General features: G+C 69.7%; 13 protein-coding genes. 8 read left to right on the top strand and 5 right to left on the bottom strand.

Going from position 1 to position 13659, the window contains the following annotated elements; genetic code table 11:
- Positions 1 to 110: 110 nt before the first annotated feature.
- Genes D9601_RS14080 through D9601_RS14070 form a run of 3 tightly spaced genes read right to left on the bottom strand, consistent with a single transcriptional unit; the run spans position 111 to position 2969 of the window.
- Positions 111 to 962, bottom strand: coding sequence for an outer membrane protein (locus D9601_RS14080; RefSeq protein WP_198354673.1), 852 nt, complete (start codon positions 960 to 962; stop codon positions 111 to 113).
- A 38-nt stretch (positions 963 to 1000) separates the two neighbouring features.
- Positions 1001 to 1984, bottom strand: coding sequence for a ferritin-like domain-containing protein (locus tag D9601_RS14075; protein ID WP_198354672.1), 984 nt, complete (start codon positions 1982 to 1984; stop codon positions 1001 to 1003).
- Positions 1985 to 2012: 28 nt separating this feature from the next.
- Positions 2013 to 2969 carry a ferritin-like domain-containing protein gene (locus D9601_RS14070; RefSeq protein WP_198354671.1) on the bottom strand — a complete coding sequence of 319 codons (957 nt, stop codon included), beginning with the start codon at positions 2967 to 2969 and terminating at the stop codon, positions 2013 to 2015.
- A gap of 171 nt (positions 2970 to 3140) precedes the next feature.
- Between D9601_RS14070 and D9601_RS14065 the strand changes: the two genes are divergently transcribed.
- The 6 genes from D9601_RS14065 to D9601_RS14040 all read left to right on the top strand — a co-directional run bounded on the left by D9601_RS14065 (position 3141) and on the right by D9601_RS14040 (position 9036).
- Positions 3141 to 3719, top strand: coding sequence for a sigma-70 family RNA polymerase sigma factor (locus D9601_RS14065; RefSeq protein ID WP_198354906.1), 579 nt, complete (start codon positions 3141 to 3143; stop codon positions 3717 to 3719).
- Positions 3706 to 4389, top strand: a complete 684-nt coding sequence (locus D9601_RS14060; RefSeq protein WP_198354670.1) for an anti-sigma factor — start codon at positions 3706 to 3708, stop codon at positions 4387 to 4389. The genes D9601_RS14065 and D9601_RS14060 overlap by 14 nt, the downstream gene beginning before the upstream one ends.
- Positions 4390 to 4470: 81 nt before the next feature.
- Positions 4471 to 5019: a fasciclin domain-containing protein gene (locus tag D9601_RS14055; RefSeq protein ID WP_198354669.1), complete on the top strand. Its 549-nt coding sequence runs from the start codon at positions 4471 to 4473 to the stop codon at positions 5017 to 5019.
- Between the two features lie 128 nt (positions 5020 to 5147).
- Positions 5148 to 6020 carry an SDR family oxidoreductase gene (locus tag D9601_RS14050; RefSeq protein ID WP_198354668.1) on the top strand — a complete coding sequence of 291 codons (873 nt, stop codon included), beginning with the start codon at positions 5148 to 5150 and terminating at the stop codon, positions 6018 to 6020.
- Between the two features lie 45 nt (positions 6021 to 6065).
- Positions 6066 to 6347, top strand: coding sequence for a DUF427 domain-containing protein (locus tag D9601_RS14045; protein ID WP_198354905.1), 282 nt, complete (start codon positions 6066 to 6068; stop codon positions 6345 to 6347).
- Between the two features lie 91 nt (positions 6348 to 6438).
- Complete coding sequence (locus tag D9601_RS14040) at positions 6439 to 9036, top strand: ATP-binding protein (RefSeq protein ID WP_232474219.1); 2598 nt, start codon at positions 6439 to 6441, stop codon at positions 9034 to 9036.
- Here the strand turns inward: D9601_RS14040 and D9601_RS14035 are convergent.
- Positions 9033 to 9770: an arylesterase gene (locus D9601_RS14035; protein ID WP_232474218.1), complete on the bottom strand. Its 738-nt coding sequence runs from the start codon at positions 9768 to 9770 to the stop codon at positions 9033 to 9035. The genes D9601_RS14040 and D9601_RS14035 overlap by 4 nt on opposite strands.
- Positions 9771 to 9794: 24 nt before the next feature.
- Here D9601_RS14035 and D9601_RS14030 point away from each other — a divergent pair, with 24 nt between their 5' ends.
- Positions 9795 to 10469: an ABC transporter ATP-binding protein gene (locus tag D9601_RS14030; RefSeq protein ID WP_198354667.1), complete on the top strand. Its 675-nt coding sequence runs from the start codon at positions 9795 to 9797 to the stop codon at positions 10467 to 10469.
- Positions 10466 to 12961, top strand: coding sequence for an ABC transporter permease (locus D9601_RS14025; RefSeq protein ID WP_198354666.1), 2496 nt, complete (start codon positions 10466 to 10468; stop codon positions 12959 to 12961). The genes D9601_RS14030 and D9601_RS14025 overlap by 4 nt, the downstream gene beginning before the upstream one ends.
- A 7-nt stretch (positions 12962 to 12968) precedes the next feature.
- Here D9601_RS14025 and D9601_RS14020 read toward each other — a convergent pair whose 3' ends face one another.
- Positions 12969 to 13568: a TMEM175 family protein gene (locus D9601_RS14020; RefSeq protein WP_198354665.1), complete on the bottom strand. Its 600-nt coding sequence runs from the start codon at positions 13566 to 13568 to the stop codon at positions 12969 to 12971.
- Positions 13569 to 13659: the final 91 nt, after the last annotated feature.

Raw genomic sequence — 13659 nt, 5'->3', positions numbered from 1 at the left:
CCGATCCCGATGCGGGGGATCAGCGACGCGTTTGCAACGATCATTGCCGATCGGCCGCGTCGCATCTTCCCATTCGCGGAAAGACACGACGCGGCCGCATCGGTAGAGGCTTAGAAGCGGAACGCCGCCGTCGCTCGCATGCTGTGCCAGCGGAAGATGTTGTCAGACCGGATGATGTCCGTGCCAGCCGTATTGGGAGTGAGCACGAACGGATTGGTCGCTGCCGCCGACCCCTGGGTCACGCGGACGCGGAAGTCGTTATCGTTGTAGCGGTGGTACATATATTCGAGGCCGATCGAGAAATGGCGGCCGATCTGCTGTTCGATACCGCCACCGGCCAGGAAGCCGAACTTGGTGTCGTCGCCCGACAGCGCGAAGGCGTTGGCGGTGTTGGTGGTCGTGAAGCTATGCTTGATCTTGGCATAGCCGGCACCGGTCGTGCCGTAGAATAGCGTCGTGCCGAAGGCGAGGCCGGCACGGCCGCGGATCGACGCCTCGTAATCGACATCGCGGGTCAGCACGTAGCTAGCCGGCGTGGTCGAATAGCCGCTGGTGCTGTCGGTGATCTCCGACTTGCCGAATTCGCCCACGAAGCCAACCACGACGTGGCCGCGCTGGGTGTCGGCACCGATCCGTCCGTAATAGGCCCAACCGTCCTTGTCGTTGCGGCAGCCGCCGGCTGCCGGCGTCGCACCGCGTGCCGCACCGTTGCAGAAGCCCGGTGCAAAGGCGTTGGTGTTGCCGGCGGTGACCACGGTGTCGCCGAAGCGACCGTCGAGGTTGCGGTCGAACAGCAGCCGCGCCCCCACCGGATTGGGCTGGACGTCATAACCGCCCGCCGCGCCGATATAGACGCCGTTGTACGGCTCCGGGTCGGCGCTCATGTCCTGCGCGGCGGCGGGCGATGCCGCCATCGCCGCCAGGACTGCGGCCGGGATCAGGCCGAGGAACTTGGTGTGCATGTCGTAACTCCCTGTAGACAGCAACGAAGAAGAACCGCTCAGACGCCCGAGCTCTGCCGTACGGTGCCGTTGACGCCCGACGGAAAGAATCCGCCGCTCGTCGTCGACGATGCGGTGAGATAGACGATGTTGAGCACCTGGCCCGGCGTACGGCTGAAGCAGATGCCGTTGCTGTCGGTCGGCACGATGTTCGACGTCGTGCTGTCGCCGACGATTCCCTGGTCGAGGTCGGTCGGCCCATCCAGGCTGTCGCGCGCGTCCGAAATCTGCCCGGCGGCGGTGCGCAGCGTCGGCGTCTGCAGGCCCTTGGCGTACAACAGCGTGCGGACCAGGCCGGCGTGATAGGCTTCCGCCGCATGGATACCGGCCGCCGCCTCGACATAGGTCTTGTTGTTGATCGAGGCGATCGAGCCCTTGTAGGCGGTGACGCCGACGTCCTCGAAGATGAATGCGCCGAGCAGGAAATTTTCGTCGGAGGCATAGGGATCGAACGTCCCCGTGCTGCCGACCACGCCGGCGGCGCGCGCCGCAGCGGTGAAGGCGCCAGTTGCACCGCCGTCGATGTTGATCGACGGCATCGCCACCGCCGACGAGCCGAGCGCGCTGCGCAGGAAGGCGACGTGCGCCGCTTCGTCCGCCGCGATCTCACGGGCGTATTGCGCGACCGTTTGGTCGCTGAACGCGACCTGCTTGCCGCCGGTGACGGTTCCCTGCGTGCCCGTGCCGCTGAGCTGCGAGTTCGGCAGGCCCGCTCCCGTGGCGGCGAACGAATAGAATTGCGCCTCGAGATATTCGAGGTTGAGCGCGAAGTTGAGCACGTCGGCGTCGGACACGGTCGGCGTGGGAGTCGGGAAAGGCGTCGGCTGATAGGCGTTGTTGTTGTCGTCCTTGCAGCTCGCGAGCAGCCCTGCGACGCCGGCGGTCGCGGCGGCGGCGCCGGCGGTGCGCAGGAACGCGCGGCGGTGGTGACGGCGCTGTTCGGCCGCGGCGAGGACTTCGGTCAGGACCTGATTGTCGTGCATCGTCTGTCTCCCTGGGATGCGGGCCGGATCAGGCCTGGGCCGTGCTGGTGCGGATGGAGCCGTTGACCCCGGCGGGGAAGAAGCCACCCATGGTGACCGCCGCCTTGGTCAGGTAGACGATGTTAAGCACCGCCCCCGTCGACCGGCTGTAGGCGAGGCCGTTGCTGTCGACCGGCACGATGTTCGACGCGGTGCCGCTGCTGATGGTGACCGGCGAGATACCCTGATCGTCGTCGCTGCTGCCGTCGAGGCTGTCGCGGGCGTTCGAGATGGCGTCCGCGCTGGTGCGCAGCGACGGCGTCGCAATGCCCTTTTGATAGAGCACGGTGCGGACGATCGCCGCGTGATACGCCTCCGCCGCCAGGATGCCGGCGGCGGCTTCCAGGAACGTCTTGTTGGAGATCAGCGGCGACGCACCCTTATAGGCGGTGACGCCGACGTCCTCGAAGATGAACGAGGCGAGCAGGAAGTTGTTGTCGCTGGCATAGGGATCGAACGACTGGTTGGTGCCGACCAGACCGGCCGCGCGCGCCGCGGAGCTGAAGGCGCCGGTCGCCGACGTGCCGACGTCGATCGCCGGCTGCGCCACCGCGGCCGAGCCGAGCGCGCTACGCAGGAAGGCGACGTGCGCGATCTCGTCCTGCGCAATCTCCTTGGCATATTGCGCGACCAGCGGGTCCTGGAACGCCACCGCCCGTCCGCCGGTCGCGCTGCCCAGCGTGCCGGTGCCGCTGGTCAGCGAGCTGTTGATGGCGGTGCCAAAGGCGGCGAAGGAATAGAAATTCGCCTCGAGATATTCGAGATTGAGCGCGAAATTGAGCACGTCGGCATCGCTCGGCGCGGTCTGGGCGGAAGCGGCGTCGGCATAAGCGAAGGCACCACCGACCGCGGCCGCACCCAGCACCATGCGGAACAGCTCGCGTCGTTCGTTGCGGCGGGTCACGCGCGCATCCAGCGCCTCCACCAGTTGTTCGCTCTGGGTCATCCGGCTGTCTCCCTTTGCTACGGCGAGGCCATCCCGGTCCCGCCAGCGAAGCTCGAGACTTCGCCCACGCGAGCTACGGAGCGGCGGATGCGGCGGATGCACGAATGTGAAAAAACTTTTCCCGCGCGACAGGTGCTTGCCCGCACCATTAACTTTAGTTAGCGCTTGGCCATGGAGAATGGCGCGCCCGAGAGCACCGACGACGCGCGCCACGCGCTGGTCGAAGCCTTGGTGGCGACGGGCGAGCAGGACCGGGCTGCCTTCGTTCGCGTATATCGGCTGACAGCGGCGAAGCTTTTTGGCATCTGCCTCCGTATCTGTGGTGATCGCACTGCAGCAGAGGATGTTTTGCAGGACGTATATGTCTCGGTCTGGAAGCGCGCGAGCGGCTTCGAACCCGGTCGGGCCAGCCCCATCACCTGGCTGGCGACGATCGCGCGCAACCGCGCGATCGACTGGCGGCGCGCCAATCCCATCCGCGATACTACGAGCGTTGAAGATATCGCCTCCTTGCCCGAACCCTCGCCATCGGCCTGCGACCAGATGCTGGTCGAGGAATCCGACCGCCGCCTGCATTTGTGCCTCGACCAGCTGCAGGATTCGCAGCGGCAGGCGATTCGCGCCGCCTTCTTCGGCGGCCTGACCTATGCCGAACTCGCCGACCGGGGCGCCGTCCCGCTCGGCACGGTGAAGAGCTGGATTCGCCGCGGCTTGGGGCGTCTCCGGGACTGTCTCGATGACGACGCCTGACGATCCGGACATGACCGCCGCCGAACTGGCGTTGGGGGTGCTGGAAGGCGAGGAACGGGCAGCGGCCAACCGCCGGTTGCTCGCCGATCCCGTCTTCGCCCGCGACGTCGCGCGCTGGCGCGCCCATTTCGCCACCCTGTTCGCCGAGGTGCCGGAGGTCGCGCCCCCGCCCCAGCTGGAGGAGCGGATCCTCGCCGCACTGGACCCGGCGCAGGATCGGGATGCCGTCCGCACGCTGCGCCGCTGGCGGTGGTTCGGCGGCGGCATGTCGGCCGTCGCCGCGGCGCTGCTCGTCACGCTGCTGACCCGTCCGGCGGCGTTGCCGCCCCGCCCGGCGCCGCGTCCCGACGCCCCGCTCGTCGCCACGCTTGCACCCGGCGAGGCGACGTCGATCGCGGCGGTCTATGACCGGGCCGCGGGTCAGGTGCGCACGATTGGCCGGATGGCGGTGCCGACGGATCGGGACGCCGAACTCTGGGCGATTGGCCGCGACGGCGTGCCCCGCGCGCTGGGCCTGCTGCATCGTGACGGCCGCACGCAGATCGTCGTTCGCGGCGTGACGATCGACCAGACGACGACGCTGGCGGTGTCGATCGAGCCGATCGGCGGCTCGCCAGGCCCGTTGCCGACCGGACCGGTCGTCGCGACGGGACAGCTCAGCATGATCTGACCAAATCGGGCGGCGCTGCATCCGTAGTGCCGGTGCGGCCGTACCTGTCGCCAGCGCCATTCCGGCGTAAGGAGAGACAGGATGAATCGGTATCTGCGCCCGGTGTTCGCGGCCGCGCTGTTGCTCAGCGCCGGCGGAGTGATGGCGAAGAGCAATCCGATGGTCGGCGGTGCCGCCATGTATTCGACCAAGACGATCGTTCAGAACGCCTCCCAGTCCAAGGACCACACGACGCTCGTCGCCGCGGTCCAGGCGGCGGGCCTGGTCGACACGCTGTCCGGCCCTGGTCCGTTCACCGTCTTCGCGCCGACCAATGCCGCTTTCGCCAAGCTGCCCGCGGGCACGGTCGACACGCTGTTGAAGCCGGAGAACAAGGCGCAGCTCACCTCGGTGCTGACCTACCATGTCGTCCCCGGCCGCATCACTGCCAAGGACATCGCCGCCAAGGCGAAGGCGAATGGCGGCACGGCGACCTACACGACCGTGCAGGGCGAGCCGCTGATGTTCCGCAAGTCGGGCAGCGGCTGGGCGATCATGGACGGCAAGGGCGATACCGGCCGCGTCACCATCGCCGACGTGATGCAGTCGAACGGCGTGATCCACGTCATCGACACCGTTATGATGCCCTGAGCGTCCAGGGGCGACGCGGCCAGGTCGGCGTCGCCCCGACCATCGGCTGGTATACGGCTTTTCGACGACGGCATGGCACGTTCCCGGTCGCGGGCCGTTCGGCACCCGTTCGATCGACAGGAACCGCCATGACCGACCCGCGTACCAGCCAGCCGACCAGCTTTCCCGGCGAGCCGCAGCAGCCCCGCCCCGGCCTGGTCGCGGACATGAGGATCAAGCCAGATCATGGCGAGGAGAGCTATGTCGGCAAGGGCCTGCTGACCGACAAGGTCGCGCTGATCACCGGCGGGGATTCGGGCATCGGCCGCGCGGTGGCGATTGCTTATGCCCGCGAAGGCGCGGATGTCGCCATCTCCTATCTCGCCGACGAGCAGCGCGATGCGGACGAGACGCGGCAATGGGTCGAGAAGGCAGGGCGTCGCTGTCTGCTGCTGCCCGGCGACATTCGCGATCGCGATCATTGCGTGCAGCTGGTCGAGCGCACCGTCAGTGAGCTCGGCGGTATCGACATATTGGTCAACAATGCCGCGGCACAGACAATCAATCAGGGCATCGACAGCATCGACGACGACGAGATGCAGGGCGCCTTCGCCGCCAACGTCTTCGCGATGATCCGCCTTGCCAAGGCCGCGGCGGCGCACATGAAGCCGGGCGCGGCGATCGTGAACACGACCAGCGAACAGGCCAAGGTCGCGGGCAAGACCATGATCGTCTATGCCGCGACCAAGGGCGCGATCTCCAGCCTGACGGTCGGCCTGTCGAACCTGCTGTCGGGCGACGGCATCCGCGTCAACGCGGTCGCGCCGGGGCCGATCTGGACGCCGATCCAGCCGATCGCCAAGACACCGCACGAGCTGGAAACGCTCGGCCAGGACACACCGCTCGGTCGCGCCGGCCAGCCGGCGGAACTCGCCCCCGCCTATGTCCTGCTCGCCTCGGCGGAAGGCAGCTATATGTCAGGCAACGTCATCGCGGTGACCGGCGGCGTGCCGATCTCGTGACGCCGACCCCAATTGACACGCGGCAGGCCCGCAACGAGGTGCATGATGATCGAAGCCTGGTGGAACGACACGCTGATCGCGCGCAGCGACGATACGGTGGTGGTCGAGGGAAACCATTATTTCCCTGCGGATGCGGTCGATGCGTCGATATTGAAGCCGAGCGACACGACCAGCGTCTGCCCATGGAAGGGCATCGCCCATTACTACAGCCTCGCCGTCGGCGACGCGGAGAACCGCGATGCCGCCTGGTACTATCCCGATCCCAAGCCGGACGCGGAATCGATCCGTGGTCGCATCGCCTTCTGGAAAGGCGTCAAGGTCGGGTGACGAAACGGCAATGCGGCCCGGCCGCATCCCGGTCCGGGATCGGTCCGCAATGCAACTTAACGGCTCGGCCGGTTTGCGGTAGGGACCGGTGATGGCCGCTGCCCTTCCCCCGCATGGCGACCCGTCGATTGGCGGACCGTCGGTCGTGCTGTTGCCGGAAACGCCGGGCTTTCTCGACGTGGCCAGCGTCTGCGGCCTGTTGATCGCCCGGCACGACTGGACGGCGACTCCGCTGGGGCCGATCGATGCCTGGCCCGCGGCGTTGCGGACGATCCTGGCGACGCTGATCCGCTCGCCGCTGCCGATGGCACTGCGCTGGGGCGATGCCGGCGTGCTGCTCTATAACGACGCCTATGTGCCGCTTGCCGGTGGGCGGCATCCGCATCTGCTCGGCAGCTGGCTGGGCGATGGAACGCCGGACGAGACCGGCTTCGACGATCGCGTGCTGGCCGTATGCCGTGCCGGCGGCGCGCTGCGCTACCGCGACCAACAGCGTATGTTGACACGCGATGATCGGGCCGAACCAGCCTGGTTCGACCTCGATTTCTCCGCCTTGGTCGATGACATGGGCCGGCCGGCCGGCGTATTGTGCGTCGCGGTCGATGCGACGGACCGGGTCGTCGCGGCGCGGCGCTCCGCCTTTCTGCTCAAGCTCGGCGACGATCTGCGCACGCTCGATACGCCGACCGCGATCATGGCGCTCGCGGCGGCGCGGCTCGGCGAGGAGATGGCGGCCAGCCGCGTCTTCTATGCGGAGATCACCAGCCGCGGCTGGATGACCGTCGAGCGCGATCATGCCCGTGGCGTGTCGTCGATCGTCGGCCGCCATTCGCTGGAAAGCTTCGGCCCCGATCTGCTCGCCGCCTATCGCGATGGCGCGCCGGTCGTCGTCCGCGACGTCGCCGGCGACGACCGGCTGAGCGAGGGCGCGCGCAGCGGCCTGCAGACGCGCGAGGTCGGCGCCTTCATCGACGTCGTGCTGTTCCAGGAGGACGAATGGGTCGGCCTGCTTGCGGTGCAGAACGCCACCGCGCGGGTGTGGACCAGCGGCGAGGAGGAGCTCGTCCAGGAGGTCGGCGAGCGGGTCAAGGCGGCGGTCGAGCGGACGCGCGCCGAGCAGGCGCTGCACGACCTCAAGGGCTCGCTCGAGCAGCAGGTGATCGATCGGACCGCGCAGCTGCGCCGCTACCATGCGATCGTCGATGCGACGACGTCGCCGATCTGCGCCTTCGACACCGATTGCCGGCTGGTCGCCTTCAACGCCGCGCACCAAAGCGAATTCCGCCGGGTCAACGGCTTCGAAACCAACATCGGCGATGTCTTTCCCGATCAGTTCGAAGGGGGGCAGCGCGCGACGATGCGGGCGCTGATGGAGCGCGCGCTGACCGGCGAGAGCTTTACGGTGACCGAGGCATTCGGTCGCGCCGGCTTGGGCACGCCGGCCTGGGAAATGTCCTATACGCCGCTGCGGGACGACAGCGGCCGCGTCATCGGCGCCTTTCACCAGGCGAAGGACATGTCCGCCGAACTGGCGGCCCGCGCCGAACTGGAGGTCGCGCAGGAGGCCTTGCGACAGAGCCAGAAGGTCGAGGCGATGGGCAGCCTGACCGGCGGCGTCGCTCACGATTTCAACAACCTACTGACGCCGATCATCGGCTCGCTCGACATGCTGATGCGCAAGGGCATCGGCACCGCGCGCGAGCGGCGGCTGATCGACGGTGCGCTGCAATCCGCGGAACGCGCCAAGACGCTGGTGCAGCGGCTGCTCGCCTTCGCGCGTCGCCAGCCGCTGCAGCCGACCGCAGTCGATCTGTCGCAACTGGTCGACGGCATGGCCGATCTGATCGGCTCGACGCTCGGCCCGACGATCGCGGTACGGATCGATGTCGGCGACGACGTGCCGCCGGCCCGCGCCGATGCCAACCAAGTGGAAATGGCGCTGCTCAACCTGGCGGTGAACGCACGCGACGCGATGCCCGCGGGCGGCACGCTGTCCATTGCCGTGCGGCGCTGCGCCGTCGGCGCCGGCGCGACGCATGCGCTGCCCGCCGGCGACTATGTCTGCCTGGAGGTCGCCGACACCGGGGTCGGCATGGACGATGCGACGCGCCAGCGCGCGATCGAGCCCTTCTTCTCGACCAAGGGCGTCGGCAAGGGCACCGGCCTCGGCCTGTCGATGGTCCACGGCCTCGCCGCGCAGCTGGGTGGCGGGCTGACCATCGACAGCGTCGCGGGCGCCGGCACGCGCGTCGCTTTGTGGCTGCCGCCCAGCGACATGATCATCGCAACGCCCCTGGCCGATCCGCCGCAGCCGCATCGTGCCGGTGCGGGCGTGGTGCTGCTGGTCGACGACGAGGAGCTCGTTCGCCTCAGCACCGCCCATATGCTGAGCGACCTCGGCTATACCGTGGTCGAGGCGGTGTCGGCGGCGGCGGCGCTGGACCTGGTGCAGGCCGGGCTGGTGCCGGACATCTTGATCACCGACCATCTGATGCCCGGGATCAGCGGCGCGCAGCTCGTGCGCGAACTGATCGCGCGGCAGCCGGGGCTAAAGACGCTGATCGTCTCCGGCTATGCCGAAACGCACGGCATCGATCCCGGCATGGCGCGGCTCAGCAAGCCGTTCCGCAACGACGAACTGGCCGCCAGCCTCGCCGCGCTCGACCTGCGGCTGCAGCCGACCGGTTAGCGCGCGGCGGCGTCCGCCGCCGGCAACGCGGCCAGCCGCTTCGTCACCAGCGGCGCGATCCGGTCGGCGATGCGCGCGACGCCCTTGGCATTGGGGTGGACGCCGTCGGGCAGCATCAGCTGGCGGTTGCCCAGCACGCCCTGCAGGATGAACGGGTCGAGCACCGCGTCGTGCGCGCGTGCCGCCTCCGGCCAGATCGCGTTGAAGCGCGCCGCGAAATCCGGGCCGAGGTTGGGCGGCGCCATCATCCCCGTCAGGATCACCGGGATATGCCGGCGCGCCAGCTCGTCGAGCATCGCGCTCAGGTTGGCGCGGGTCTCCGCGGGGTCGACCTGGCGCAGCACGTCGTTGCCGCCGAGACCGAGCATCACCAGGTCCGGCGCGGGCTTCAGCCGGTCGAGCGTATAGACGAGCCGCCGCCGCCCGTCGGCGGTGGTGTCGCCCGAGACGCCGGCATTGACGATCGTCGCGTCGATGCCCTGGCCGCGCAGCCGCGCCTGCACCGCGTCGGGCAGGCTCTCGCCGCGGCGCAGGCCGTAACCGGCGTACAGGCTGTCGCCGAACGCCAGGATCGTCCGCTTCGGCCCGTGCACCGCCACGCGCGGGATCGGCGTCGGCACCGGCGCGGCCGTGTCGGCGGGCGCCGGCACCGCATCGGGCTGGCGATCGCAGGCGGCGAGCAGCCACGCGGCTTGGAGAAGCGCGGCACCCGCCACATATGGCGTCCTGGTCATAGCTCTGATGGATTCCCCGCAATCATGGTCGCAGGCGATATGGTCATCCGCGCCGCGGATGTAAGGCTGACGCTCGGCGGCGCGACGCCGGTCGAGATTCTGAAGGGCATCGACCTGTCCGTCGCGGACGGCGAAAGCCTGGCGCTGCTCGGCGCCTCGGGATCGGGCAAGTCGTCGCTGATGGCGGTGCTCGCCGGGCTGGAGCGCGCATCGTCGGGACGGGTCGAGGTCGCCGGCACCGATTTCGGCACGCTCGACGAGGACGGGCTGGCGATCGCGCGGCGCGGCCGGATCGGCATCGTCCTTCAGGCCTTTCACCTGCTGCCGACGATGACCGCGCGCGAGAATGTCGCGGTGCCGATGGAGCTGGCCGGCGTCGCCGACGCCTTCGCCCGTGCGGAGGCGGAACTGACCGCGGTCGGCCTCGGCCACCGGCTCGATCATTATCCCGCGCAACTGTCGGGCGGCGAGCAGCAGCGCGTCGCCATCGCCCGCGCGCTCGGACCGCGACCGCGCATCGTGTTCGCCGACGAGCCGACCGGCAACCTCGACGCGACGACCGGCGGCCGGGTCATGGACCTGCTATTCGATCGCCGCGCCGCGACCGGGGCGACTTTGGTCATCATCACCCACGACCCCGCGCTCGCCGCGCGCTGCGACCGGGTTATCGAACTCGCCGATGGCCGGATCGCCGCGTGAGCGGCTGGACGCTGGCCTGGCGGCTTGCCCGGCGCGAGCTGTCCGCACGCTTCCGCGGCCTGCGGCTGCTGCTGCTCTGTCTATTCCTGGGAGTCGGCGCGCTCGCCGCGATCGGCAGCCTGGGCGATGCGATCGGCGACGCGCTGGCGGCACGCGGCCGGATCCTGCTCGGCGGCGACGTCGAGCTGGCCGTATCGCAACGGCTTGCCGACCCAGCGGAACGCGCCGCCATGGCTGGCGCCGGGCGGGTGTCCGAGACCGTGCGGATGCAATCCATGGCGGTCACCACCCGCGGGGCGACCGCGCCAGTGCAACTAAAAGCGGTCGACGGCGCCTATCCGCTGTACGGCCGCCTGACGCTGAGCGACGGCCGGACGGTGCGGCAGCCCGCCCCGGATCAGGTGTGGATCGGTCGCGCGCTCGCCGAGCGCCTGTCGGTCGCGCGCGGTGGCATGCTCCGCTTCGGCAGTGCCCGCTTCCGCATCGGCGGGATCATCGCCGACGAGCCAGACCGGCTCGGCGAGGGCTTCACCCTCGGCCCGGTCGCGATCGTCTCCCGCGCCGGGCTCGATCGTACCGGCCTGATCCAGCCGGGTAGCCTGTTCGCCGCCAAATACCGCATCGCCACCGCGCGCGACCCGGCGCGGGTCGCCGCCGGCTTCGCCCGCCGCTACGCCACCGCCGGCTGGGAGACGCGCACCCGCGACCGCGCCTCACCGGGCGCCAGCCGCTTCATCGCGCGCATGGCCGAGTTCCTGACCCTGGTCGGGCTCGCTGCATTGGTCATCGCCGGCATCGGTGTCGGCAACGGCGTCAGCTCCTATCTGGAGGCGCGGCGCGGCACGATCGCGATGCTCAAGGTGCTGGGTGCGACCTCCGGCCTGGTCGCGCGCGTCTATCTGCTGCAGATCCTCGCCGTCGCCGGCGTCGGCATCCTGCTCGGCCTCGCTGCCGGGATCGTCGCGGTGCCGCTGGTCGGGATTGCGGTCGGCGCGGTGCTGCCGGTCGCGCCCGGCCTGACGATCGCCCCCGCCGCACTGGCGCTGTCGGCGGCTTATGGCCTGCTGATCGCCCTTGCCTTCTGCGCGCGGCCCCTGATCGCCGCCGGGCGCGTGCCGGCGGCGGCGCTGTTGCGCGGCACGTTCGACGCGCGGGCGGGCGGCGGCTGGTGGGGAACCGTCTGGGCCATCGCCGCCGCCCTGCCCGTCGTCGCGCTGGCGCTGGCGACGAGCAGCCGCCCAGCCTTCGCCGCCGGCTTCCTCGGCGCGACCGCAGCGACGCTGGCGGTACTGGTCGCGATCGGTGTGGCGATCCGCGCGATCGCGGCGCGCCTGCCGCGGCCGCGCTCGCCGCTCGCCCGGCTGGCGCTCGCCGCGCTGCACCGGCCGGGATCGCGCACCGTGTCTCTGGTCGTCGCGCTCGGCCTCGGCCTCACCCTGTTCGTGCTGCTCGCCAGCGTCCGCACCAGCATCGACGGCAATATCCGCCAGACCATCCCCGCCCGCGCGCCCGCATTGTTCGCGCTCGACGTGCCGCCCGAACGCGAAGGCGAGTTCCGCCGCGTCGTTGCAACCGTCGCGCCGGGCGCCCGCATCGCGACGGTGCCGCTGATGCGCGGAACGATCACCGGCTACGGCACCACGCGCGTCGCCGATCTGGCGACCATTCCGGAGGGAGCATGGGCGCTCCGCGGCGAACGCGGCCTCACCTTCGCCGCCACCCTGCCCGCCGGCAGCACATTGACCGCCGGCCGCTGGTGGAGCGCGGCGGAGGGCCGGCAAAGCCTGGTGTCGATCGACGAGAAGCTTGCGGAGACGCTGCATCTCAGGATCGGCGATCCGGTGACGGTGTCGGTGCTCGGCCTCGAACGCACCGCGCGCATCGCCTCGTTCCGGCGCATCGCCTGGGATACGCTCGGCTTCAATTTCATCATGGTCTTCTCGCCCGGCGCGCTGGCCGACGTGCCGCACAACCTCGCCGCGACGATCGACATGCCCACCGCCCGCGCCTCCGCCGTGACGCGCGCGCTGCTGCCGCGCTTCCCCTCCACCTCGGTGGTCGAGGTCGGCGGCGTGCTGCAACAGGTGCGCGACGTCGTCGGTCAGATGGCGACCGCAATCACCGTCGCCGCCGGCATCGCGGTGCTGGCCGGCATCGCGGTGCTGCTTGGCGCGATCGCGGCGGCGCGCGCGGCCCGCACCTATGACGCGGTGATGCTGAAGGTGCTCGGTGCCACCCGGCGCCAGGTGCTGGCGATGCAGGCGATCGAATATGCGGTGCTCGCGGCGACCGTCGGCCTGGTCGCGCTGCTGCTCGGCGCGGGCGCCGGCTGGTTCGTCGTCACCCGCGTCTTCGACTTCGTCTGGCTGCCCGATTGGTCGGTGGTGCTGGCGACGCTGCTGGCCGGCGCCGCGGGGACGATCGCGATCGGCCTCGCCGCGACATTGCCGGTGCTGCGCGCGCGTCCGGCGACGGCGCTGCGGGCGCTCTAGCGCGCGATCACGCCTCGCCGGCGGCGCTATGGCGGGCATGGACCAGCCGCCGTACGCGCCCGTCCGGCACCAGCCACAGCAGCGCGACCGCGGCGTAGATCAGCGCCGCCACCGTAGGTTCCGGAAACGACAGGACAATGCCGATCGCATAGAGAAGCGGCGACAGCTTGCCCTTCCAGTCGCGGCCGATCGCCTGGCGCAGCGGTGAGGCGGCGCCCTGCGCCCGCACGATCACCGCCTGCAACAGATACCAGGCGAGCGCGCAGCACAGCAGCACAATGCCGTAAGCGGCGAGCGGCCACGGCCGCAGCCCGTGCTCACCGACCCAGGCGGTGGTGAAGAGGATCAGCGACAGCCAGAACAGCAGGTGGAAATTCGCCCACATCACCGCCCCGTCGACCCGCGGCGTCAGCGCGAAGAAATGGTGATGGTTGTTCCAATAGATTGCGACATAGAGGAAGCTCAGCACATAGCTGAGGAATACCGGCGCCACCCTGACCAGCGCCGCCGGCGTCGTCGCCTCCGGCGGGTGCAGTTCCAGCACCATGATCGTGATGATCACCGCGACGACGCCGTCGGTCAGGGCCTTCAGCCGATCCGATTCCATGTCCCGTCCCTCCCCGCTACGCCATGCCGATCATCGCCGATCCTGCGTCCCGCCGCCATCGGCCTCAGGTCAGATAGGCATGGACGATCTC

Origin of the sequence: Sphingomonas sp. MA1305, assembly GCF_016107325.1 — a bacterium.
Classification (GTDB): Bacteria; Pseudomonadota; Alphaproteobacteria; order Sphingomonadales; family Sphingomonadaceae; genus Sphingomonas.
Note: the sequence above shows the minus strand (reverse complement) of the source record. Positions and strands in the feature narration are given on the sequence as shown.